Below are 22,783 nucleotides of genomic sequence, written 5' to 3'. Positions count from 1 at the left end.
TCATCGAGAATCTCGTATTCGATTTTGATTTTGCCATCGCAGGCTTTAGAGTCGGTTTCGGCAAGGGCTTGTTTGACACCGTTGACCATTGTTTGAGCTTGACCCAAGGCGCTGCCTGTCATGGGGAGCATGGAGACTATTTTGACGGTATTTGGGTCTCCGGGGGTGCTAACGACGATGGGAGAGGCTGCGGGAGAGCTTCCAGGACTGCTGCCGGGGGTTGTGGCGCTTGGTGTTTGGGGACTCTGACAACTGGCGCAGAGAGAGGCTATGCCGGCGGCGAGGAGTAATGTCCGCAGCCCGCCGGTGTTGAGATTTTGTGTTGGGTTGGTTTTTGTGGATGTGGGACTTTTGCCCCCTGATTTTTCTGAAAAGTTCATAGGTTGGTTTGTTTGTTGCTTGCGTCTTAGCATATTTTCACTCTCTAAGTCTGTAAGTCAAGACTTAGCACAAGTTAAAAAAATTTGTCTCAACTGTGAATTTTAGTTGGACTGGCGTATCAGACATTGATGCCATCCCAGAGTTCCTCAATGGGGAATGTTTGTCCCGTTTTGGCTTGGTGGAGGGAGGTTTTCAGATCAGCGAGGATTTGGTCGTTGGAGTCGGTGTCTGAATCAAAATCTGAGTCGAAGTCTGGGGCGATCGCGGTTTGTGTCCGACTGGTCAAAAATTCTAGGAATGTCAGGGTTTGCTCTAAAAGCGATTCAGGAGTTCGTTCGATCGCTTCTAGAAGGCGTTGTTTAATCAGCGACATAAGATGATATCTCAATCTAGCTCTTCTTATTTTATCAGTATGTGGTCAAGAGTTAGCACAAGATGTTCAGATATCGACAAAACGCATTCATTCCTCGTTGACTTAATTAAACAGAAATGGTTTAACAGATAGAATCATACGATCTAACTCTGTTTTGTTGTGTTTGAGAAGATCGTGCCCCCATAATCCATTCGTGTTATTATTGGAACAGTCATTTGCAAGGGCTTCTCCGATATTTTCAAAATTCTTTCTAATATCGCTCCTTAACTTCTCTGGTTCAGATAATACTCCAAGAACAAATACTCTATTTTCTAAATCCTCGGGAATCCGCTCCTTTACATAACTAAACCTATCTTCATAATTTTCATCAAAATCAATCAGCAAGACCATCATTCTTTCTTTCTGGAAATTTTTTCTTCATTTCAGAGGCATGATTTTTTAGGAATTTCTCCACAACTTTTTCCCAACCACCAGCAGGCCGCTCAATCTGAATAGCTCTGGAGTAAAGGTCTAGAAAATTATTAAATCCATTTACGATCTCTTCATTAGCACGGTCTTCTGGCAACACAACAACATGAGACTTGTATGGATTTTGCTTCTCTTTCATAATTCTATGTCGCCGCGAATCAAGGTATCTACAAGATCGCCACTGACAGGTATATCACTGAGCAACCTAACTAAGGTTGGCTCTAAGTGACTTTTTCGATCGAGTACAAAGGTATTTTCATTTGAAAACTTTCTGATTGCTTCTTCATTATGTGAGGTCGCTATAATCTGACCGCTATCCTTAAATGAGCGTCGTAGTGATGTAAGAAAATGTCCAACCTCTGACAGAGAAAGATAGTTATCAGGTTCGTCCCAAAAGCAAAAAAGTGGGCCGTAATACTTGTTAGCAGCTAAGACAACAGCACAAAGAAAAAAGCATTTCTCCCCATCAGATAAGTCTTTAAAGTCAACACTCAGATTGGCATTCTTTTCTTCAAACCGAACAATCATACTTTTAGAGTCTTTCCCGATTTGTTCATTCAGAAAATCCTGAAAGTCAGGCATAACTTCTTGGAGGTATCTGTAAGCCTGTGTGTAGGCAGCAGGGTAGCGACTGAGTAACCCAGAGAACCACTCCCCAAAATTTGAACCGTCTCGTTTTGGCTCCAACGTTTCCCCGTTAGAGTCTCCAGTCATCAGGCTTGGGATCGGGGCTAAAATAATCGTGCGCGCCAGCCAAGTCTTGAAAATACGAAGCGGATCGGTTTCTGATTGTTCTTGAATCACTGGAAGAGCAACGAGATGCCAATCCACCAGAAACTTAGCTTCAGGATTTCGCGGGCTGGTGTAATGAATAGTGACTTGGGCTTCCTTGCGAGAGTAAATTGGATTTCCTGAAATTAACAGTTGCTCTTCAAAAACTCGAAGCTCTCTAAAGTTTTCTGGTAATTCCAATGCCAGAATATATTTGTATAATTTATTGTCAAGTAATACTTCTATCTCAAATCGAATTGGAACATCAGACCTGCCTCGATTGAAATCTTTCGGGTCGATAAGACCAAGATGATTTTTATCAAAATCACGCATTCTGTTAATGCCTCGACCGATGTGTTGAAGGATTTCCAATACAACGCGGATGGTTGATTTACCTGCACCATTTTTCCCAATTAAAAGGGAGGATGGCATCTCTTTGAGAATCAGTTCAAAGTTCTCCAGGCATCTGAAGTTATGTACGTATAGTCTTTGGAGCATAGAAAAACGACTCCGAGGAGTGAAAAGTTAAAAAAATGGTCAGCTTACTTAACCAATATACAATATTTCCACTTCACAACACCTAAATAGGTTGTGGTAAATGTAGGCGAGTCACCCCGTACCTACGCCGGATGAAGCGACGCAACTGATCGGGGGATTGCCCCTACAAGATTATGCGGAAAATATGAACGGGCGATCGCCATTTCAGGTGTGATTTAACTCACATTGTCACAACTACAATCCCCAAATATCAACTAGACTGCGCCATCAAATCCGAATCCTTTTTTTCCTTAGATCGATCGACACTAAAGTCTTCATAGTACGATCGCTCAGTATTCACATCCCACAAATCGTGCTTTTCCCCAAGCAGATTTCTCACCGCCAGCATCCCCGTCAGCATAGAATGGTCTTGGTTGTTGTATCGGTGCATACCATTTCGCCCGATCGTCTGCAAATTCTCAATCCCAGTCAAAAAACCTTCCAAAACCCGCAAATGTCCGCGATATTCGGCATCGTAAACAGGATAAGCCTTCGGCTGCCTCAGCACCACCCCATCCTCAACATCCGCAGCTTTTGCCAAACCCAACTCAACCAACTCGCGAGTTGCTAACTCCACAAGTTCAGCATCCGACATTACCCAAAGTTCCTCGCCTTCATTGCAAAAATACTCCATTCCCAAACAAGTTTTGCTCGCATCGGGAACCAATGCAGCACTCCAATTCTTAAAATTCTGAATCCGTCCGACTTTCACTTCGGGAGAATGAATGTAAATCCAGTTGTCAGGAAACAAACTTGGGCGATCGACAATCAGCGATACAATCAAAAAATCTCGATATTTTAGCGATCGCGCCGCGTGCAACACTGGCTCAGGCGGCTGCGGTTTCATCCGTGCTACCAGCGCCGATATCGGCATACTTGTAATGAAATTATCCGCCGAATATTCAACTATTTCTCCGTTATGTTCAGCAGTAATAGTTTTAATTTTATTACCTTCACGCTCAAAGCTAATCACCTTAGTATCGAGATAAACTTTGCCGTCTTTAGCTTCCACAGCTTCAGCGAACTTTTCCCACATCATCCCCGGCCCCAAAGCCGGATAGTCAAACTCTTTGATTAAAGTTTTAGTATCATTACTACCAAACAAAGCATTAATTATTGCGGTTGTCAGTGACAGCCCCTTAATCCGTTGCGCCGCCCAATCTGCTTGAATTTCCGAACAGGGAATTCCCCAAACTTTTTCTGTATAAGTCTTAAAAAATGTTTTGTACAAGCGATCGCCAAAACGATTGATTACCCACTGTTCAAAAGTTTCTTCTTTGGGAAGCGGCCAGAGTCTAACTCTCAGATAGCTCAAAATAATTAGCGCACTCTCAATTATCCCCAAATTAAACAGAGTATTGAAGGCCCCGATCGGATAGTTAAAAAATTTACCTCTATAAAAAATTCGCGACAAGCGCGGCACTTTAATAAACTCATTTCCCAGTACCTCTTGCCACAACTGCTGCACCGCTGCAACTTTAGTATAAAATCGGTGGCCGCCAATGTCGAAACGATAGCCTTTGTAGCTTTCGGTGCGGGCCAACCCGCCAACTTTATCCCCTTTTTCGAGTACAACAGGGACGATCCCTTGCTTGACTAGCTCGTAAGCAGCCGTCAAACCCGCAGGCCCAGCACCGACGATCGCCACAGGATAATGTTTCACTCAGCCTACCTCCAGCCTTTTTATTGCACTATACAATTATTTATAACTTCTAAAATTAATATATGCACCAGTGAATACCCTGATAAAATATCGATCGGCTGGAAGTTGAAGGACAATTTGCCTTGATTTATTGAGCGGATACTGGCAACCTAACTTTGCCAGTCAACAGCTTTTTTTGGGATAAGTGACGACCCGTGCCGATCGCAAATGCCAGTCCGCTGTAAAAATAGAAAAGCCAGTGCCAAGGAATGGTTTTCAGCGCAAATAAGATACCGTGTTTTTGCTGAAAAAATCGATAAAGCTCTGAATTAATTGCTACTAAGGGTATTGCCAGCAACCCAGCCAATAGCAGAAAGTTCAGCGACCAGCACGTCCCCACCACTGCCAGCAGCATGGCATAAGTTAAAACTACACTAATTCGGTTCGATACTTGCAAGTTGAGGTCATTATTCAATTTGCGATCGCGCCAAATCAGTTCAGTCCAAGGCAGCGCTCGGTAAAAAAAGTCAGCTTTCACCATCCCCACCGCTTCCCAGCGCTTTAAATGCTTGACTTGCAATGTTTTGCACAATCGAATTTTATAACCGGCTTGTTTCAAACGGTAGCCCAGCTCAATATCTTCGATCGAAGCTTGGCGATAACTCTCATTAAAGCCACCCATCTGCAAAAAAATTTCCCGGCGAATCACTCCGCAAGCGCCCCAAAAAGTCGAAGCTTCTTCATTACCTGTTTGGTGCACGTAGTGGTGGAGCAAGTTCCTGTACTGCGATAAAAAATCGGGATCTCCAGGAGCATCGTCATAGGAACCGATCAAAGCAGCTAAGTAGGGATTATTTTTGAACACCGATTTCGCATAACCCACAGCCTCAGGACAAACAGCGACATCAGCATCCACAAAAAACAGAATATCTCCCTTCGCAGCTTGCGCTCCAAAATTTCTGGCTCGGGCGGGGCCGCCGCATTCGGGAATTCTGATGACTTTGGCGCCGAATTCCTTGGCCAGACGCCAAGAACCGTCGCTTTCCCCATCTGCTACTACAATAATCTCGATCGGCTTCGGTCTAGCTTGAGCCAGCTTTGACAAACAGGTGCGGAAGTAAGCTCCCCCATTGTGGACTGGGATAATTACGGATACAGTCGGTTCGTTAGTATAAATCATTACCGAGTTTGTTTTGAATTGCATGGAAAACCAATGATTGAATTTCAATGCTCCTACTTTACGAAAAGTAAAATCAGCTCTACATTTTTGTTTATAACCCGATTTCTGTTTATCTTCAACTAATTTTTTTGCTGGCAATGTAGGCTGCATTGATCCCCATTCATGCCTGTATTCTAAGCCACATCTGGCTGAGACTCACCTGATGAAGACAACAGCTTTACGAAATCTTTATATATATCATTGTTTTTGTAAACCTTCTAAAAAGCCCCACCAGCCATTGTGTTTCAGAGTATTCCACCGCACAAGAATTTGATTTTTTTTGACCGTAACAAGTATAAAAAGCAACATATGATATACTGAGACTCTCCGGCGATCGCGAGTTGCCCAGTACAGTTGATTTTATATATGCGATCGGCGAGTCACTCCTGCACCAAGTCTGTATCCCGACTGCTGTGTCAATGCACATTTGATGAGTTTTGGCAATATATTTCAAATGTACACCTGCAAATTTTCGACGGTGTGCGATCGACCTTACCACTTTGTTAAGATACCATTAAATCGGTGCCTGAGAGTCAAAAATTTTACATAAAAAAGTTTTTATATCGCATGAACAACACCAAACACAATTTAAATCAGCCATTAATTTCAGTAATTATACCGGCTTACAATGCTGAGGAATTTATTGCCCAAACAATCGAGTCTGTGCTATCTCAAACTTATCAGAATATAGAGATTTTAGTTGTGGACGACGGCTCTACAGACACAACCGCTGAAATCATCAAATCTTTTGCTCAAAAAGATAGCCGAATCATCTTATTGCAGCAATCAAATGCAGGTGTAGCCGTCGCTCGCAACCTAGCCTATTTACACTCAAAAGGCGAACATATTGCTCCGATCGACGCTGACGATATTTGGTACCCGCAAAACCTGGAAAAACAAGTTGAATGCCTGACAAAATCGGAATCTTTTGTTGGAGTTATTTATTCCTGGTCATTGGATATTAACGAAGAAGGTTTGCTGACAGGTGGATTTTACAACTCAACGATCGAAGGATCGGTTCACGATGCCTTAGTTTATAAATATTTTATCGGCAATGCCAGTTCATCTCTAATCCGTCGCGCTTGCTTTGAAAAAGTCGGAGGCTACAACTGCAAATTCAAACTAGAAAACGCTCAAGGTTGCGAAGACTGGGAATTGCACCTCCGCATCGCCCAATACTATCAATTTAAAGTAGTACCTGAGTATTTAGTCGGCTACCGACAGATTGCCAGCAGTATGTCTTGCAACTATGCCGCAATGGCAAAAGGCCATACTTTGATTTTGGCAGATGTCCGGCGGTATCACTCGAAAGTTCCCGAGAAAGTTTACTGCTGGTCTAGCAGTAATTTTTACATTTATCTAGCTGTCAAAAGCAACCGCAACGGCAATTACCGGAGTACATTGTTTTGGCTATATCGAGCTTTAAAAGAAGATTTTGTGATGACTTTGCTGCGTCATAATTTGTATTTGTTGTCAATAGAAAGTTTGGTAAAAATGATATTAGGATCGAGAAGTGAATCGGGATTGGAGTTGAAGCAAACATCGGATTCAAGTGCCGGGACGACAATTGCTGCGATCGAAAAGCGAATGAATATTCACAGAATGTTGCCGTCGCAGGTGTATGAAAGAATGCGGTTGAAGAGTTTGGGAAATCGAGCAGTATAATAATATCACTCTGTGAACAGATACGTAGAGACTGTACATCAAATTTGTCCGTAATCATGTCTTACTCAAAATCTGTCAAAAAGCACGCTCTCCTCGGAGTCCGGCCGGGGTTTAAACCCCTGCCTCAAGGCGAAAGTCGGTTAAAAAACGACTCAAAAACCAGATCGAAATCAGGTTAACTCCAGTCCTCTAAAAGAGGACTTTCGCTATGAGACAGGGGTTGAAAACCCCTGTCGTACTGCGAGAATCGCGGTGAAATTCTCTGACTCACAACAGTTAAATCTGTTCGATCGAGCTATAATCTAAGCGTGAGAAGCTGTAGGAGTTTTAGCTTTCGGCTGCTTACCATCCGGTGAAATAGATTCCCCTTCAATAAACGATCGCAACATCCAAGCCATTTGCTCGTGCTGTTCCATCAAACCAGTCAAAAAATCTGCGGTTCCATCATCCTTAAACTCTTCACCGCACTGTTCGACGTGTTGGCGGAGATTGCGAATAATCAGTTCATGGTCATCAACTAAACGTGATACCATTTCCGTAGCCAAAGGCAAGTCGCCGATATGTTCTTTAATCGAACCATACTTCAGAAAACCCTCAGCAGTACCAATTGGGTAGCCACCTAAAGTTCTCACCCGTTCGGCCATAGCATCGATATTTACTGTTAACGCCTGGTAGTGTTCTTCCCACAACTGGTGGAGCGATCGAAACTGCGGGCCCACTACATCCCAGTGATACTTTTTGGTTTTGATTAACAGCAGATAAGCATCTGACAGGTCGTGATTCAACAGTTCGATAACGCCTGCACGTTGCTCCTCAGATAGACCTATGTTTAACTTACGCATTGCAACTGCTTCCTTCAACTCTTAGTTTTCATCTATTACAACAAATTTCCTCCGTCAAGTACATCAACCCAAAGGACGATCGCACTTTAGTAAAATATCTCCATCTCAGGTTAGAGTAATCACAATATAGATACCCTTAGATAGATGCAATGAAACTTTTTGTTCCGGGTCGCCTTTGTTTGTTTGGCGAACACAGCGATTGGGCCGCCAGTTATCGCCCGCACAATCCCGCTATAGAAAAAGGCTGTACTCTGATAGCCAGTACAAATCAAGGAATTTATGCCGAAGTCAAAAAACATCCGACACACTTGATTTTGCGGGCAGCTTTAAATGATGGCACAAAAATTGAAACTGCACTCCCGATGGCAAAAAATGCTCTGCTTGCTGAGGCCCAAACAGGAACTTTTTTCAGTTATGCAGCCGGTGTTGCCGCTCAATTTCTCTCGCACGGCTACGCGGGAGGAGTAGAAATTGACAATTATTTAACTGATTTGCCAATTCAGAAAGGCTTGTCTTCAAGTGCCGCAATTTGCGTGTTAGTAGCCCGCGCTTTCAATCGCTTATACGATTTAAAAATGAACGTCCGCGACGAAATGGAAATGGCTTATTTAGGCGAAATTGCCACACCTTCGCGCTGCGGCCGCATGGATCAGGGTTGTGCCTATGGAAATCGACCAATTTTGATGTTTTTTGACGGCGATCAAATGGATGTTGTTGAGCTAAAAGTTGCCAAAGATTTGTTTTTTGTCATCGTAGATTTGGGCGCTAGCAAAAACACTCAACAAATTCTGGCAAGTCTGAATCAGGCTTATCCCTTTGCTGTGACTGAAGTTCAAGCAAACGTGCAGAAACATCTTGGCGCGATTAGTTCTAAAATTACGCAAGATGCGGCCGCAGCTTTACAGCAGGGAGATGCGGTTAAACTCGGCGAGTTGATGAAAGTTGCTCAGAGGGAATTTGATAGGTATTTAATCCCCGCTTGTCCAGGGGAATTGAAAGTCAACAGCAAGTTATCGAGATTATTTCACGGAATTTTCCTCAGATGGAATGTGTGAAACTTACTATTAGTTCTCAGACCCATTTGCAGCCTGAAACAGAATTTAATGCAGCAACAACCCCAGAAATATACAGGCGGGACGCCTGTTCCACGCAGATAGAAGAAAGAAAAGATGCAGAAACCCCAGAAATATACAGGCGGGACGCCTGTTCCACGCAGATAGAAGAAAGAAAAGATGCAGGAAAAGCTTCCCGACTGCAAGTCAGAAAAGCCGTGATTCCGGCCGCTGGTTTCGGCACTCGGATGTTTCCGGCTACTAAGGCGGTAAAGAAGGAATTCTTGCCAATTATCGATCGCACTGGCCGCGCTAAACCGATAATTTTGGCAATTGTGGAAGAAGCTTTGAGTGCGGGAATCGAAGAAGTTGGTATAGTTGTCCAAAAGGGCGATCGCACTTTTTTTGAAGATTTCTTTAAAACTGGGCCGTCTCCCGAACTTTTCCAAAAACTGTCTCAGCAAAATCAGGATTATAGCCAATATTTACAAGAGTTGGGACAGCGCGTTACAATTCTCACTCAGGATGTCCAGGAAGGGTTCGGACACGCTGTATTTTGTGCTAAGGAATGGACTAACAACGAGCCATTTCTCCTGCTTTTGGGCGATCACATTTACTCGTCGCAAACAGAAAGCTCTTGTGCGCGCCAACTATTGGATATTTACTCGCAAGTGCAGCACAGCGTCATTGGTTTGAGGGTAACACCATCTGATGTAATTCATCACTACGGCTGTGCGGCGGGAGTTTGGCAGGAACAAGATGCTATTTTGTCGGTGACGCAAGTTTACGAAAAGCCGGATATCGAGTATGCGCGGCAGCATTTAAGCGTAGAAGGCTTGGCAGAGGATTTATTCTTATCAATGTTTGGGATGTATGTCCTCGATCCTAAAATCTTTGATTGTTTGGCAGAACATATTAATAGCAATTTTCGAGAAAGAGGCGAATTTCAGTTAACGTCGTGTTTGGATAAGTTGCGGGAGTTCGAGGGAATGGCTGGTTATGTGGTGCGAGGGCGGTGTTATGACACGGGATTGCCGGATGTTTACCGGCAGACTCTGATTGATTTTCCCATATCTCGGGGGGCGATCGGCTAATCAGCTTTCAAATTAGAGTTTTTCCCAGCATTCGCCTTTAGGTACGTAGTTGCGCTTCAGCGCTCTTTATATATATGAAAGAGCGCTGAAGCGCAACTACGTACCTTGATAGCTGCCTCATCAGCTACATTCTTTTATTTTCCGTTGTTAGCCGCCCCAAGATCGCAGCAATTGTAACGAGATATTACAAAATGACGCTAAAGCAGCATAGAGGCTTGACAGCAAAGAATTAAGTAGCTAATCTAATATACATACCCGGGTAAGTCAATTCACTGATATGCAAGAAAAGCAAAAAGTTACACTGTATCTTCCACCTGAACTGCATCGCCAGCTCAAAATCAAAGCCGCAGTAGAAACCGAACCGATGTCATCAATTGCAGAAAGGGCAATTGTCTTCTACCTAGGAAACCCCGAACTGGTTGACGAAGTAGAAGCCTCCTACGGACAAACCCACCGGGTGTACACTTGTCCAGAATGCACGGGTTCAGTAGTAATGCGAGATGGAGAACTGGCATCCGTAACAAGTCAGCCGAGTGTATTGGCTGAGCAGGATCTTCCAGTCAAGCAAGTGTCAGGCGTCAGTGCCAGCACAGCCCAACCGGGAGAGGAAGAATTGGTTCCCTGCTAAGAATGCCTTGCTTGCTCAAAAAGCCATAACTGGAAATCTCATTCAGCAATGGGCTAATGGCAGCATTGAGATTCAGCAAAGATAGCACCGTCTCTAGTGGGTCGAGGAATATGCAAGAAGAGATCAGTATCCTAATCCAAGCTCAATATCCTCTGATCTACCTCGTGACATCCGAGGAAGAGCGGTGTGAGCAAGCAATTTCCGCAATAGCTCAAGCTAAGCCGCAGCGCCGAGTCTTTGTCTGGACTGTAACCCAGGGCATGATAGAGTACGGTCAACCTCGTGCAAACACTCAGCAAAGCACCCTCTCGCCGCAGGCAGCTATTGAATGGGCGATTAGGCAGCGCGAACCGAACAACAACGCTACTATCTATGTATTCAAAGACCTGCATCCTTTTAAAGATGATGCAACCGTAACAAGGTTGTTGCGTGATGCGATCGCCAACTTCAAAGGAACACAAAAGACAATTATACTGATGTCTCCTTTGCAGCAAATCCCGATCGAGCTAGAAAAGGAAGTGGTAGTGTTAGACTTCCCGCTCCCAGACATGAAGGAACTAAACCAAGTATTGTCTAGCCAGTTGGAGCAAACGAAGTCGCGACGGATTACCACAGAAGGGCGAGAAAAACTCTTGAAAGCAGCCTTGGGATTAACCAAGGATGAAGCCGAAAAAGTTTATCGCAAAGCCCAAGTTTGCAAGGGACGCTTGACGGAAGATGAAGTTGACATAGTTCTGTCCGAGAAAAAGCAACTAATTCGTCGCAACGGCATTCTAGAGTTTATTGAAGAAGACGAAACCATTGAGGCTGTAGGCGGTTCAGAAGCACTCAAGAATTGGCTGAGACAGCGTTCCAACGCTTTCACAGAGAGGGCGAGAGAATACGGCTTGCCCCAACCCAAAGGGATGCTGATTATGGGTGTCCCCGGATGCGGGAAATCCTTAATTGCCAAGACTACATCCCGTTTGTGGGGACTGCCCCTGCTGCGGCTAGATATGGGTAGAGTGTACGACGGCTCAATGGTAGGTCGATCGGAAGCCAACCTTCGCAACGCTCTTAAAACGGCAGAATTAATATCTCCAGCCATTCTCTTCATTGACGAACTGGAAAAAGGGTTTGCAGGCGGCCCTGGTTCTGCCGACTCAGACGGAGGTACATCCAGCCGGGTTTTTGGTTCCTTTCTCACTTGGATGCAAGAAAAGACTTCCCCAGTGTTCGTAATGGCAACAGCCAACGGAGTCAACCGATTGCCAGGGGAGTTATTAAGGAAAGGCCGATTTGACGAACTCTTCTTTGTTGACCTGCCGACCAAAGAAGAACGCCAAGATATATTCAAAATTCACCTGTCAAAGCGCCGTCTGGACATCTCTCGCTTCGATTTAGAGCAACTGTCCAACGTTTCCGAGGGCTTTTCAGGTGCAGAGATTGAGCAAGGGCTAGTAGCAGCAATGTATGAAGCCTTCGCTCAAGACAGAGAGTTTACGCAGCTAGATATCATCGCGGCCATTAAATCTACAATGCCACTGTCTAAAACCATGACCGAACAGGTCAGCGCCCTCCGAGATTGGGCGAGACAGCGCGCACGGCCCGCTGCGTCTTCCGTCGCTGAATACCAGCGCATGGAATTCTAAAAGCTTTCTCCTGGTCCAAACAGGAGCAAAGGCTAGCCACAGCTAGCAGTTCGATTCAAGAGCCGCCCAGCGGCACCGTTAAGTCCAGACCGTTGTTGTTTCTCTCTCAGTTCTATTAGGAGGAAATCCAATGTCTCACTTTAGCACTCTGCGTACCAAAATCACTGATGCCGAAATCCTGAAAGCTTCCCTACGTGACTTGGGCATTTCAGTCAAGTCAGAAGCTGATGTTCGTGGCTATAATGGTCAGCGCGTTCGCTCCGACATCGTGGCGACTCTGGAAGGCGAATACGACCTGGGTTGGTCTCGCAATAGCGACGGTTCCTTTGATCTGATTGCAGACCTCTGGGGCGTTGCCAAAAAGCACAATCAAACTGAGTTAATTAACTCCATTAACCAGAAGTACGCAGTTAACAAGACCTTGGCAGCAGTCAAGCAGCGCGGTTTGCAAAACGCCAACGTCAAGTTGGTAGTGCAAAATTAATAACTCTGCGTGTTTCTAAGCTTGCGGGTTAACCAAATACTGGTTAACCCGTTTTTAGCTAGTTCGGCGGGAATCCCCACACTATATCGTTTACAGATTGGTGTGGGATGAAAGCCCGGTTGATTGAGGTGGGATGGTTGACCAATCCTGGAGGGCAGGGAAACCATCACCGCCGAAATCAACCAACTTTTGATATGCTGTAAATACAGTGGGGCTGGACGTGTTCCTCACTATAAAATGCCGAGCGAGAGAAACATTTTGGAGTATCTCGTTCGCGAAGCGTTCCCGAAGGGTAGGAAGATCTTGATATCCGTAAGAGGACTCAGATGCCTACGCTGTAATCGTTGATTCAGAGTAGGAGCGTCACCGAGGATGTAGAGTGTTTTTTTATCCGCTACGTACTTTTTTGCAAGCTTAAGCAGCAGCTTTTTATCTGAAAGTTGCTGCTTTTGTGCTTGACTAGCTAATGCTTCTGGCAAGTGTCGATCGTTTGTTGATAAATTTCAATCATGCGATCGACTTTGCGTTCCCAGTCAAAATGCTCCCGAACCCGCTCCCATCCCGCCCTACCCATACTCTGTCGCATCTCCTGCGACTGAGCGAGCTTCAGCATAGCGTCAGTCAGTCCCTTGACAAAGCCTTCTTTAGAAGCTGGTTCTACTAAAATACCGCAACTGGAATCTATATAATCCATCGGGCCGCCCCAATTGGTGGCAATGACGGGCAAGCCGACGGCCATTGCTTCCATTACCACGGCTCCCCCAGGCTCCCGCAAACTCGGCAGCACCAGTACATCGGCTTGTTGCAGTTTGAGAGCGCATCGATCCTGAGACAACCAGCCACTAAATACAACCCTGGCCTCCTGGCCTAAACGAGCTGTTTGAGCTTCGAGTTCCCCTCGCATCTCCCCATCGCCGATGATTTCCAAAACAGCATCCGTTTGAGCGGCGACGGCTCTGAAGGCTTCTAGCAGCAAGTCTACCCCCTTCCAGTCTGCCAGTCGCCCCAAGAAAACAAAATGGATTTGTTGATTAGGCTCCTTTGATGCCATAGATTCCGATCGCCACACCGATAAATCCACGCCGTTTTCCACAAGTTCGATGATTTTACCCTGCACCCCCGCCGGAAGTGCCTGCTTCGTGCGATCGTTTGCCACTAACACCGTCTCTGCTTTGATTTTACCGGGCAAAAGACGGTTGAACAAGTTGACGAACTGATAACCGATCTCGATTAAAATATCTACTGAACGGTTTTGGCGCGATCGAAATGCCAAAGGAAATTTAACCGCCGTATTCAGTGGCCCCATAACTACCGGCACCCCTAAGGCGAACATCAGGGACGGAAATTTTGCCGAAACTGGTGTCGGCTCGTGAACAATATCAATCTGTTTTTCGCTCACCAGCCGATCGACAATACCGCGCTGTAGCACTTGGGTGTATAGGTGACTGAGCAGCCCTAAAGTAGGCGCACCTAACCTTGGAGGCAAGAATCGCCCGCAATTGTTAAGCAGCCGATGCACCCATGTGTCGGGTACAAAGTGCATTCGATCGCATTCTTCTGGAAACAGCGCTTCGAGTTCAGCTTGAGTGCGCCCGTGTACCACTAACCATGTCTCTATTTGGCGGGATCGAAGTATTCGGAAGTAGTGCACCGGCAGCAATGACTCTCCACCGAATTTGTTAGAGGCATTTTCAGCAACAATTACAATTCGCATAACTTGTTTTCCACCCCATAAAGAGATTTATCTACTAAGCTGTTGTGCATTTAAATTGTATATTTCGGTTTGCGAACAAAAATCTTCAATCCGCTGCCCTTCTAACCCTCAATTACCATACACAATCTAGATGCACAACAGCTTATTTAGAGCGAGCGGTACTTTTAGCGTCAATCATTTTATGATAAATTTCAAGAATTTTTTCTGCCTTTGGCTCCCATGTAAATTCTTTCGCTTTTTCGATACACTTAGCTGACATAACTTGCCGCAAACGATCGTCTTCGACCAAAATCTGAATTTTATTTGTTAACTCCTGAGTAAGATACTCTCTAGAAGTTGGCTCTATTTTAAATCCAGTTTCTTCAGTCACGTATTCGGCTATACCGCCATTGTTTGGTACAATACAAGGCAACCCACAAGCCATAGCTTCCATTACCACTGCGCCGCCAAATTCCCTAATCGAAGGGAAGCAAAAAATATCCGCTTGCTGGTAATAGTCAAGTGTTTCTGCTTGACCTACCCAACCAGCAAACTTAACTTTTTCTCCTAAGTTAAGCTTCTCTACTTGAGATTCTAATGCTTTTCTTTCTTGCCCGTCACCTACTATTGTTAATTGAACTTTTTCTTTAATTTTTGGTTCTAGTCTATTCACAGCTTCGATGAGAATGTCAGCACATTTGTAAGGAACCAATCGACCTACAAAAAGTAAATTTATCTGGCCACCCTTTTTTGTTTTTGGTTCTTGTTTTAAGAAACTACTGGCAATACCATTTTCGTAAAATAGTTGAATTCTCTGGTCTGGTATCGCAAACAAATCTTTGAGCATATTTAAGGTATATGTTGAACCTGCCAAAATTTGGTCTGCTTTTTTGTAAGTTTCTACATAACCTGGAATTAAGGCTCGACCAACTGCCCTCAAAAAGTTGAATTGAGCAAATTCTTGTTTGGCAGTTTCTTGAAAGCCTGGTGGAAAAGGAATGCCTCCATTGACTGGGCCTAGCAGAAAAGGAGTGTTTTGGCAGGCGCTGACTACCTTAAACGGATACCGCGGCATCATCGGGGTAATTGCATGAACTATGTCATAATCTCCCTTGAGAATTTTGGAGTGAAATTTTTGATATACTTGCTGATTAAATTCTTCATAAATTGGGTAGCTCAAAGCATTATACAGTGGCCAATTTATTTTACCATTCGCGGTAATTTTTTCTACTACTTTGTAATACTGCGTAGCAATCTTTCCTTCTTCAAGATAAAAAACTTTTTCGTATTCAGGGTGTTTTTGAATAGCGGATTTATTTCTAGCATGGGTGACAAGTGTTGCATCAACTAGCTTGCTAATTTGTTCAACAAAATTGTACCCCACCAAAGGTACAGAAGCCCATTCAGGATTGCACTGCTCTACAATTAGTAAAACTTTTAATTTTTGGTTGTTCATTGGTTAGATTCCTTTGTTGACGATCGATGAATATTTGGAAGTTGAGTTTTGAATAGATTAATCGATATTAAGCGTTTTTTTTTTCGATGCGAGAGTCGGCTGTAGAGGTTGATGGAAAAATCCGCCTCTACATCAACACCCGATTTGCAATTACAGGGGAGAAGTTGCAGAAAAAACAAGTTAAGTTGATGGTAACTGATCTACTTAGTAGACTTAGCACTCATTGTAACTTTCTCAATTGATGGGCTTGATGTCTTGTATTCGATCAAGTTGCTGCGCTGTCTGAGCAACCGGCGTTTGTAAAACAGCATCTGACCCTGCAATTGAGGAAATCTCCCCAACACGCAAGATAATGCGTAGAGAGCAGCATCCTTTGATTTTAAGTTTTGCTGCATCCGCCGATAGATGCGGTAGCCAAGTATCGGGTAGCCCCAAAGCAACAACAGGCTCCAGCCGTGCGTAACCCACGCTGTCCCGATTGCTAGCACGGGCAAAACGAATCCCCAGAACCAGATGCTGGTGCTGTCTTTGACCCAGTGGCGTTCGGGGGTGTTTCCGTGCAACCAGGAACCTTCGGCGTAGGCATGGCCTGCTCTTTGACAGCGCTTCCACCACTGGTCAAAACGAGTCATTTGGGCGTCGTGCAAAGTCATTTCTGCATCTAATCGCTCGATTTTCCAACCATTTTGGCGCAGCCGCACGCAGAGTTCCGGTTCTTCACCGGCGATCAGTATGGGGTTGAAACCGCTGACTTGCTCGAAGGCTGATGCCCGCATCATGGAGTCGCCCCCGCAGGCTTTGGCTTCCCCGATCGGGCTGTCCCACTCAATGTCGCAGAGTCGGTTGTATGGTGTGGCATTGGGATACCGCTCGCGGCGGCGCCCGCACACTACAGCTAATTCGGGTTGCGCTGCGAGTTTTTGCTGGGCAAATTCGAGCCACCCATCAACTATGGAGCAGTCGCCGTCTACGAATTGGACAAATTCGATGTCTGGAACTGCTTGTCGCAGGCTGGCAAATCCTGCATTTCTGGCGCGTGCTGCTGTAAAGGGTGTAGATAAGTCGAGTTCTACTGTCTCAGCTCCGAGCGATCGGGCTAATTCCAAGCTGCCGTCTGTTGAGCCGGAATCGACATAAACTACGCAAGCTACTTTGCCGATCGCTGACAGCAAGCACGCTCCGAGGCGAGATCCTTCATTCCGCCCGATAGCAACCAATCCAACTTGTTTCAAAGCTTACCTCTGGAATTCCACTTGCGATCTATTATTTTAATATTTTAGTAAAAGTCAAGCTAATTTCACAATATCTTGATTCCCAAACTTTTAGCGAGTGGCTGTAGTGCGCGTCAAAGCGTGTTTAGCTTATTATATATTAAGTCAAATCCGATCCAGCATTTTTATTTGAGAAGAGTCAACCATGCTAAATATCAGTTCTTTGTTCACCTTTTACTGTGGCGGTCAAGGAATTAGCCATACATTTTTGTCACTTTGTCAGTGGGATTACCCAGACTTTAAAACCCGCATGGTTGTTCCCAGTTGTGCACCGTCATATCGCGGGTATAATATGGTCGAAAGCGTACCCCCATATTTCAGAAGGGTGTACTACAGGCTCGGAAATTTTGCGCAATCTTCTGCTGAAAAGCGTTTTCTGAGAGATATCAATGATTTTGATGCAGTTTACTTGTGGCCTCGCACTTCAATCGAAACTGTTAGAAAGGTAAAGCAGCAGGGGCAAACACTTTTTTTTGAGCGTATTAACTGCTCTACTAAGAAGGCAAAATATATTCTTGACGATGCTTACGGTCGCTTGGGCATTGCTCCCCAACATGGAATTACAGATGCGATGATTCAGCAAGAAGATGAAGAAATGAGCTTGGCTGATTTCATTTTTTCTCCTAGTCCAGAGGTAAAAAAATCTTTTCTCGAAATAGGAGTTCCCGAATACAAACTGATGTCAAGCAGTTACGGGTGGTGTCCCAAGCGTTTCCCAAATATTTCGCCCAAAAAACAGCCATCAGACACCGTTACTGCGCTCTTTGTGGGCACCATCTGCGTCAGAAAAGGAGCTCACTTGCTCTTGCAAGCCTGGGAAAAAGCTGGCATTAAAGGCAGACTGGTGCTTTGCGGAGAGATGGAGCCTGCAATTGCCGAAAGTTGCAGCGATATTTTAGGACGCTCGGATGTAATTCATATAGATTACACGCTCAATATTGCGGGCGTATATGGCGAAGCTGACATTTTTGCCTTTCCGAGTCTCGAAGATGGTGGCCCGATGGTTACTTATGAAGCTATGGCTTACGGGTTGCCAGTTCTCACCTCACCTATGGGAGCGGGGGCCATTGCCCGGGACGGCAAAGATGGGATAGTCATAGACCCTTACGACTGTGAAGCTTTTGTTGAAGGCTTGCGAAAGCTTGCTTTGTCCCCGGAGTTGAGAGCACAGATGGGTTATAATGCTCGCCAGCAAGCCGAGGAATTTACCTGGGAAAAAGTAGCACGCCGCCGGAAAGATTTGATGCAGGAAAAATTGAAAGTTTAGGAATTAGGAGAATTATCTGAAAGAATCCTTGCTCTGCAACTTCCTTTTTCCTGCGAATATTTCTAGGAGTGCATTTTCAGGCTTAGGGTTTTTTGGGGATAATTTTTGCTGGTATTCCGACTGCGGTTGCGCCCGGTGGTACGTCGCAAATCACCACTGCATTGGCGCCTATCAAAGCATGATCGCCGATCGTTACGGAGCGAATAATTTTTGCTCCTGCACCGATATCGACGTGACCGCCAACTTGGACATTAGAAACAATTGTCACCTGTTGAAAAATCATACAGTTCGGGCCAATAGATGCCTCTGGGTGAATGACTATGCCATTAGGATGAAGCATAATGAGTCCCCCTCCTATCTGGCAGTTCAAAGGGATGTCAGTTCCAGCTACAATGCTCCAGAATATATGCTGGATTATGTTGAACCGGGATAAAAAATACCCTAAAATTCCACCTTGCTGCCGCCATTTTTGATAGTCGCGGATAGATTTTAGAAGTTGGCGACTGGGATCCCACCACTGGCAAAGTTTTTCGCGACTCCAATCTGGCTCGGTGGCAGAAACGACAGGTGTAGTTATTGATTGAAGCATTATTTGTGCAAGATAACAGATAAGATATACTGATAATCATGTGACATTCAATTATCAGTATACGATCGCTGGTTGGTGATTGACAATATTTATTTGTTGAAATTCTGTGACAATCCTATTTGAGTTGTAAGGTTTTTGTATGTTGCCAGGTTTTACTGGTAGGCACGGCGGGGTACTAACCTACAAAATGTTACAATTCATACAGAATTACTATATTGTCAACTTGTAATTATTTGGTTGACCGAGTTAATGTCTACTAACAAGCAGTAGCGATCGCACTCTGCCTTCAACAATCACAATTGCCAGAAAACTCGACGATTTCGTACAAGCATCTATCACTATAGAGGCGATAGATCTCTAGTTTATTTAAGTAACAGAAGAGACAGGTCACTTTTTTTGGTACTAATTTAAGGATTGTTTTCGACAGGGCGGGATTTGATAATTTTGGCAGGGATGCCAACGGCAGTTTGACCAGCAGGAATGTCTGATAAAACGACAGCATTTGCACCGATATTTACGTCGTCTCCCAGGTTGACCTTGCCGAGAATTTTTGCTCCGGCGCCGACGTTCACCCGATCGCCCAATTGAGGCGATTCTAGGGGTTTTTCCAAGTAGCGGTTCCCCAGGGTAACGCCTTGGCGGATAATGCAGTCGTCACCAAGAGTGCAGTGTCCATGAACGATGATAGAGCCTTCGTGTTCAATGACGACTCGGCGGCCGAGCTTGACTGTGTACGGCAAATCTATGCCGTAGGTGTTGCGGACTTTTCGGTAGAGCGATCGATATAGAATGCTCAAGGGAGCCCGCAGCAGTTTTGGTTCTACCTGCATTCTCCAGACACCGAATCTTTGAACTGCTACGGCGCGAAATCCCGGTTTTGTCCAATCGCGACCGTGAGCAATCCAGTCTTCTTTAATCTGCTCCCACAATCCGAGTGCAGGGGTTTCTACTTGATTTTCAGTTGCTATTAAATTTGACTCCGTTACCATAAGCTGTACTCAACACTCTGTTTTGTTTAAGTTGTTATTAGATGCCCCAGATATTAAGCTATTTCTCTGGTTTTTAGGGAGTAGTGCACCCGGTTTATTCACTCAAAAACACCAAGTGCTGCGGTGAATTATCTCAAAGAATTGCTTGAAATCCGGAACCCTTGTAGGGAGAAATTAAAATCAGACGATTCATTAATCTAATCCTCTTCTTTCCTTTGTTAAGTGTCCTCAAGTTGTCAACCCTTCGGCTTCGCTGACTGACAAGCTGTCCCAGATCAACTGTCAACTGAAGCAATGTTTGGTTGGCCAGGATTAACGGGGTTTCTCTGGCTTTGATTTATTTACAAACACCTTTTAAAAAATTTTTGAATCTTCAATCTTACCCCCCTTAAAAAATACACTATTCATGATAAAATCGGTGAGCATTTTTGGCGGATCGCCGTCCGGCTTACCTTGAAGTACGCGGCGCACCCTCCAGGCTCCAAAGCCCGAAGCCCAGGTGACATCAGTTAATGCTGTGTAAACCAAGCCGTAGTTTTTGAGAAAGTACCTGCGCCGGGAATCAAACCAATACTGTGGCAGTCGCTTAGGGGGTTTTTTGGTGTCAGTCACACCTGAGCTTTGACCTACTAGGTGTACCACGCGACTTTCAGGTACATACCAGCAACTCCAGCCAGCTTTGTTCGCTTGCAGGCAAAAGTCCATTTCTTCGCAGTACATGAAATAAGCTTCATCCATCAAGCCAATCTTTTCAAATACTTCACGACGGACGATCATGCTGGCTCCAGCTACCCAATCAGTTTGACAGATTTCTTGGGAAATAGGAGGCGCTACATTCCACTTTGCCAATAATTTGGATAAAAAGCGCGTCCGCCAACCAAAATCGAGTTCGGTTAAGAAATCGTGAAACCGAAAAGCTGAATGTTGCGGCGTTCCGTCGGGGTCTTCCAAGCGGCTGCCCGCGATGCCGGCCTCGGGGTTGGAGTCCATGAAATCGACGAGGGCTTTTAAGGCACCTAGGCGAACTACGGTGTCTGGGTTGAGCAGCAGGAAGTAAGGGGGGGGATTGGTGGATTGCAGGACAGGACGTATGAGGGCGTTGTTGCCGAAGGCAAATCCGCCGTTGCGGTCTAGGGGAACGAAGGATGCCCATTCGCTCCAGCCTTCTGCTGCGATCGCCGCTGCTATTTGTTCGCTAGAATTGTCGCCTGATGCGTTGTCGGCAACTGCAACTCGCATACCGGGGAGCGATCGCACTTCGGTAACTAGAGAGCGCAAGCAGTCAATGGTTAAACCAGGGGTTCGGTAGTTAACAATGACAACCAGCAGTGGATACGGGTGATTGGACTCGCTGGCTTTGGACATAAGTGCAGTTGTTGGTTTAACAACTTTTTAGCTCAAGTTGTACCCCTATGGCAAGCTGGCGCGATCGCCATTTGAGGCATCGCCTACTTTTTTGATAGTTCGGGCATATTTTACAAAAGCGGTCACTCTTATTAAGCTCTTCTGTTGAAAAGCCTGCTTTACTGCCAAGAAAAACCCCAAAAATGCCCAAAAAATCTTCAAAAAAAGATTGTATATAAGGGTTTGAGTATTATTGGATATGTCTATTTATTTCCATAGAAGTGTGACAATCGCAATTGTGCAAGCTGGGGTTCCATTTCGGGGTCGTAGGCTCCCTCGCGACTGTTAATTAAATCGGCCCAAGGTAGGCTTTGAGTTTCAGCCTGCAATTTTTCCACCAAGTCTGCGACGCGTCCGATGGGTTTAGCGGGAACACCGGCAACTATATCGCCTTCTGCGACATCTTTGGTGACGACCGCACCGGCGGCGACGATCGCATTTGGGCCGATGGTGACGTTGCGGAGGACGATCGAGTGATAGCCGATAAATACGTTGTCACGGATGTCTATTTTGCCCACAGCATCTAGTTTGACGTTGTAGGCTTGATTGAGCATGGCGATCGCTCCGTCGTGGCCGATCAGGATAGAGCTGGAAAAGTGGACGTTGTTGCCGATGCGGACGTAGGAGGGGTCTGTAAACACCGTGCTTGGCAGGATCGTGCAATTTTCGCCGATCGAGTACAGGTTGCCGTGAAGGCGGAGAAATTGGGTGTACTCCTCGGAACTTGGCTCGCAGAATTTGACGTAGAGGCCTCGGAACTTGCCATAGCGCATGGCAAAGTGGCGAAGGATTTTCTGAAAGATTGATTTAATCATTTTCCTGAGCCTGGGTAGATTTAAGCCTATTCGTAGACATACTAACCGCTGTTGTGTCAGGAGGTAGATCTGACAATATGACAACGTTGGCACCAATGTTCGTGTCCTGCTATACAAATACTAGACAAGTCTAGACATTTGGTTCTTACTTCATCGGGAGCATGGGAGCGGTTATCCCTCAGTAAGCTTTCACGATGAAAGCCAAGCGCGATAAATTAATTGCTGCGTTCAAATCCCTGTCCATCGAATGACCGCAACTTCCACAGTTGTAAGTTCTTTCTTTTAGTGGCATATCTTGGGTATGTCCACAGCTTGAGCAGGTTTTGCTTGACGGAAACCAGCAGTCAGCAACAATTATTTCACAGCCAAACTTTTTAGCTTTGTATTCCAGTTGACGTTTGAATTCATGGAATCTAGGACTTACGCATTGACAAAAAGCATTATCTATGTACTCTCGGCCATAGCATCACTCTGAAGGTTCGCAAAAATATGCTCACGTATAACTAAAGTGA

22 protein-coding genes and 1 pseudogene are annotated in these 22,783 nt (G+C 45.2%); 7 read left to right on the top strand and 16 right to left on the bottom strand.

Going from position 1 to position 22,783, the window contains the following annotated elements; genetic code table 11:
- The 7 genes and pseudogenes from JGK20_RS25360 to JGK20_RS25330 all read right to left on the bottom strand — a co-directional run.
- Nucleotides 1-380 (bottom strand): annotated as a pseudogene (locus JGK20_RS25360) (branched-chain amino acid ABC transporter substrate-binding protein); the annotation flags it as partial.
- Nucleotides 381-499: 119 nt separating this feature from the next.
- On the bottom strand, nucleotides 500-754 hold the full coding sequence (locus JGK20_RS25355) for a hypothetical protein (RefSeq protein WP_293181685.1): 255 nt from the start codon (nucleotides 752-754) through the stop codon (nucleotides 500-502).
- A gap of 102 nt (nucleotides 755-856) precedes the next feature.
- Nucleotides 857-1,147 carry a hypothetical protein gene (locus tag JGK20_RS25350; RefSeq protein WP_293181683.1) on the bottom strand — a complete coding sequence of 97 codons (291 nt, stop codon included), beginning with the start codon at nucleotides 1,145-1,147 and terminating at the stop codon, nucleotides 857-859.
- Entirely contained in the window at nucleotides 1,128-1,361 is a 234-nt protein-coding gene (locus JGK20_RS25345; protein ID WP_293181681.1) for a hypothetical protein, read from the bottom strand. The genes JGK20_RS25350 and JGK20_RS25345 overlap by 20 nt, the downstream gene beginning before the upstream one ends.
- A complete protein-coding gene (locus JGK20_RS25340; RefSeq protein ID WP_293181679.1) occupies nucleotides 1,358-2,491 on the bottom strand; it encodes an AAA family ATPase in 1,134 nt (377 codons plus the stop codon). Before JGK20_RS25340 ends, JGK20_RS25345 begins: the two co-directional genes overlap by 4 nt.
- Before the next feature lie 250 nt (nucleotides 2,492-2,741).
- Nucleotides 2,742-4,193 carry an NAD(P)/FAD-dependent oxidoreductase gene (locus JGK20_RS25335; RefSeq protein ID WP_293190840.1) on the bottom strand — a complete coding sequence of 484 codons (1,452 nt, stop codon included), beginning with the start codon at nucleotides 4,191-4,193 and terminating at the stop codon, nucleotides 2,742-2,744.
- Nucleotides 4,194-4,320: 127 nt separating this feature from the next.
- Entirely contained in the window at nucleotides 4,321-5,352 is a 1,032-nt protein-coding gene (locus tag JGK20_RS25330) for a glycosyltransferase family A protein (RefSeq protein WP_293181752.1), read from the bottom strand.
- Between the two features lie 606 nt (nucleotides 5,353-5,958).
- On the opposite strand from JGK20_RS25330, the gene JGK20_RS25325 reads away from it, so the two are divergent.
- Complete coding sequence (locus JGK20_RS25325) at nucleotides 5,959-7,056, top strand: glycosyltransferase family A protein (protein ID WP_293232561.1); 1,098 nt, start codon at nucleotides 5,959-5,961, stop codon at nucleotides 7,054-7,056.
- Nucleotides 7,057-7,358: 302 nt separating this feature from the next.
- Here JGK20_RS25325 and JGK20_RS25320 read toward each other — a convergent pair whose 3' ends face one another.
- Nucleotides 7,359-7,898: a Dps family protein gene (locus JGK20_RS25320; RefSeq protein WP_293190838.1), complete on the bottom strand. Its 540-nt coding sequence runs from the start codon at nucleotides 7,896-7,898 to the stop codon at nucleotides 7,359-7,361.
- Nucleotides 7,899-8,047: 149 nt separating this feature from the next.
- Between JGK20_RS25320 and JGK20_RS25315 the strand changes: the two genes are divergently transcribed.
- The 5 genes from JGK20_RS25315 to JGK20_RS25295 all read left to right on the top strand — a co-directional run bounded on the left by JGK20_RS25315 (nucleotide 8,048) and on the right by JGK20_RS25295 (nucleotide 12,787).
- On the top strand, nucleotides 8,048-8,953 hold the full coding sequence (locus JGK20_RS25315) for a GHMP kinase (protein WP_293232559.1): 906 nt from the start codon (nucleotides 8,048-8,050) through the stop codon (nucleotides 8,951-8,953).
- Nucleotides 8,950-10,044, top strand: coding sequence for a UTP--glucose-1-phosphate uridylyltransferase (locus tag JGK20_RS25310; protein WP_366039457.1), 1,095 nt, complete (start codon nucleotides 8,950-8,952; stop codon nucleotides 10,042-10,044). Before JGK20_RS25315 ends, JGK20_RS25310 begins: the two co-directional genes overlap by 4 nt.
- 277 nt (nucleotides 10,045-10,321) lie before the next feature.
- Nucleotides 10,322-10,672, top strand: coding sequence for a hypothetical protein (locus JGK20_RS25305; protein WP_293186657.1), 351 nt, complete (start codon nucleotides 10,322-10,324; stop codon nucleotides 10,670-10,672).
- Between the two features lie 110 nt (nucleotides 10,673-10,782).
- On the top strand, nucleotides 10,783-12,303 hold the full coding sequence (locus JGK20_RS25300) for an AAA family ATPase (RefSeq protein WP_293232557.1): 1,521 nt from the start codon (nucleotides 10,783-10,785) through the stop codon (nucleotides 12,301-12,303).
- Between the two features lie 130 nt (nucleotides 12,304-12,433).
- A complete protein-coding gene (locus JGK20_RS25295) occupies nucleotides 12,434-12,787 on the top strand; it encodes a DUF1257 domain-containing protein (RefSeq protein WP_096832348.1) in 354 nt (117 codons plus the stop codon).
- 463 nt (nucleotides 12,788-13,250) lie between these two features.
- On the opposite strand, the gene JGK20_RS25290 is transcribed toward JGK20_RS25295, so the two are convergent.
- The 3 genes from JGK20_RS25290 to JGK20_RS25280 form a co-directional block, all read right to left on the bottom strand.
- Nucleotides 13,251-14,501 carry a glycosyltransferase gene (locus JGK20_RS25290; RefSeq protein WP_293186655.1) on the bottom strand — a complete coding sequence of 417 codons (1,251 nt, stop codon included), beginning with the start codon at nucleotides 14,499-14,501 and terminating at the stop codon, nucleotides 13,251-13,253.
- Nucleotides 14,502-14,643: 142 nt separating this feature from the next.
- Nucleotides 14,644-15,936, bottom strand: coding sequence for a glycosyltransferase family 4 protein (locus JGK20_RS25285; RefSeq protein WP_293212366.1), 1,293 nt, complete (start codon nucleotides 15,934-15,936; stop codon nucleotides 14,644-14,646).
- Between the two features lie 200 nt (nucleotides 15,937-16,136).
- A complete protein-coding gene (locus JGK20_RS25280) occupies nucleotides 16,137-17,168 on the bottom strand; it encodes a glycosyltransferase family 2 protein (protein ID WP_293186653.1) in 1,032 nt (343 codons plus the stop codon).
- Nucleotides 17,169-17,352: 184 nt separating this feature from the next.
- Between JGK20_RS25280 and JGK20_RS25275 the strand changes: the two genes are divergently transcribed.
- Entirely contained in the window at nucleotides 17,353-18,474 is a 1,122-nt protein-coding gene (locus JGK20_RS25275) for a glycosyltransferase family 4 protein (RefSeq protein ID WP_293186652.1), read from the top strand.
- A gap of 82 nt (nucleotides 18,475-18,556) precedes the next feature.
- Here JGK20_RS25275 and JGK20_RS25270 read toward each other — a convergent pair whose 3' ends face one another.
- From JGK20_RS25270 to JGK20_RS25250, 5 genes are all read right to left on the bottom strand, one after another.
- Nucleotides 18,557-19,063: a serine acetyltransferase gene (locus JGK20_RS25270; RefSeq protein ID WP_293212365.1), complete on the bottom strand. Its 507-nt coding sequence runs from the start codon at nucleotides 19,061-19,063 to the stop codon at nucleotides 18,557-18,559.
- A 407-nt stretch (nucleotides 19,064-19,470) separates the two neighbouring features.
- Complete coding sequence (locus tag JGK20_RS25265; protein WP_293186650.1) at nucleotides 19,471-20,052, bottom strand: serine acetyltransferase; 582 nt, start codon at nucleotides 20,050-20,052, stop codon at nucleotides 19,471-19,473.
- 354 nt (nucleotides 20,053-20,406) lie between these two features.
- Nucleotides 20,407-21,417, bottom strand: coding sequence for a glycosyltransferase family 2 protein (locus tag JGK20_RS25260; RefSeq protein WP_293186649.1), 1,011 nt, complete (start codon nucleotides 21,415-21,417; stop codon nucleotides 20,407-20,409).
- 242 nt (nucleotides 21,418-21,659) lie between these two features.
- On the bottom strand, nucleotides 21,660-22,271 hold the full coding sequence (locus JGK20_RS25255; protein WP_293186648.1) for an acyltransferase: 612 nt from the start codon (nucleotides 22,269-22,271) through the stop codon (nucleotides 21,660-21,662).
- A 178-nt stretch (nucleotides 22,272-22,449) separates the two neighbouring features.
- Nucleotides 22,450-22,719 (bottom strand): zinc ribbon domain-containing protein, encoded by a 270-nt coding sequence (locus JGK20_RS25250; RefSeq protein ID WP_293186658.1) that lies wholly within the window; start codon nucleotides 22,717-22,719, stop codon nucleotides 22,450-22,452.
- Nucleotides 22,720-22,783 lie beyond the last annotated feature (64 nt).

It is taken from the genome of Microcoleus sp. PH2017_05_CCC_O_A (genome assembly GCF_020738785.1).
GTDB lineage: Bacteria > Cyanobacteriota > Cyanobacteriia > Cyanobacteriales > Microcoleaceae > Microcoleus.
This window is presented reverse-complemented; position numbering and strand designations above follow the sequence as displayed.

Bases quoted from the DNA above. Each gene is read 5' to 3' on its own strand.
- JGK20_RS25355 (WP_293181685.1), bottom strand. From the start codon at position 754: ATGTCGCTGATTAAACAACGCCTTCTAGAAGCGATCGAACGAACTCCT.
- JGK20_RS25350 (WP_293181683.1), bottom strand. From the start codon at position 1,147: ATGATGGTCTTGCTGATTGATTTTGATGAAAATTATGAAGATAGGTTT.
- JGK20_RS25345 (WP_293181681.1), bottom strand. From the start codon at position 1,361: ATGAAAGAGAAGCAAAATCCATACAAGTCTCATGTTGTTGTGTTGCCA.
- JGK20_RS25340 (WP_293181679.1), bottom strand. From the start codon at position 2,491: ATGCTCCAAAGACTATACGTACATAACTTCAGATGCCTGGAGAACTTT.
- JGK20_RS25330 (WP_293181752.1), bottom strand. From the start codon at position 5,352: ATGATTTATACTAACGAACCGACTGTATCCGTAATTATCCCAGTCCAC.
- JGK20_RS25325 (WP_293232561.1), top strand. From the start codon at position 5,959: ATGAACAACACCAAACACAATTTAAATCAGCCATTAATTTCAGTAATT.
- JGK20_RS25320 (WP_293190838.1), bottom strand. From the start codon at position 7,898: ATGCGTAAGTTAAACATAGGTCTATCTGAGGAGCAACGTGCAGGCGTT.
- JGK20_RS25315 (WP_293232559.1), top strand. From the start codon at position 8,048: ATGAAACTTTTTGTTCCGGGTCGCCTTTGTTTGTTTGGCGAACACAGC.
- JGK20_RS25305 (WP_293186657.1), top strand. From the start codon at position 10,322: ATGCAAGAAAAGCAAAAAGTTACACTGTATCTTCCACCTGAACTGCAT.
- JGK20_RS25300 (WP_293232557.1), top strand. From the start codon at position 10,783: ATGCAAGAAGAGATCAGTATCCTAATCCAAGCTCAATATCCTCTGATC.
- JGK20_RS25295 (WP_096832348.1), top strand. From the start codon at position 12,434: ATGTCTCACTTTAGCACTCTGCGTACCAAAATCACTGATGCCGAAATC.
- JGK20_RS25290 (WP_293186655.1), bottom strand. From the start codon at position 14,501: ATGCGAATTGTAATTGTTGCTGAAAATGCCTCTAACAAATTCGGTGGA.
- JGK20_RS25285 (WP_293212366.1), bottom strand. From the start codon at position 15,936: ATGAACAACCAAAAATTAAAAGTTTTACTAATTGTAGAGCAGTGCAAT.
- JGK20_RS25275 (WP_293186652.1), top strand. From the start codon at position 17,353: ATGCTAAATATCAGTTCTTTGTTCACCTTTTACTGTGGCGGTCAAGGA.
- JGK20_RS25270 (WP_293212365.1), bottom strand. From the start codon at position 19,063: ATGCTTCAATCAATAACTACACCTGTCGTTTCTGCCACCGAGCCAGAT.
- JGK20_RS25265 (WP_293186650.1), bottom strand. From the start codon at position 20,052: ATGGTAACGGAGTCAAATTTAATAGCAACTGAAAATCAAGTAGAAACC.
- JGK20_RS25260 (WP_293186649.1), bottom strand. From the start codon at position 21,417: ATGTCCAAAGCCAGCGAGTCCAATCACCCGTATCCACTGCTGGTTGTC.
- JGK20_RS25255 (WP_293186648.1), bottom strand. From the start codon at position 22,271: ATGATTAAATCAATCTTTCAGAAAATCCTTCGCCACTTTGCCATGCGC.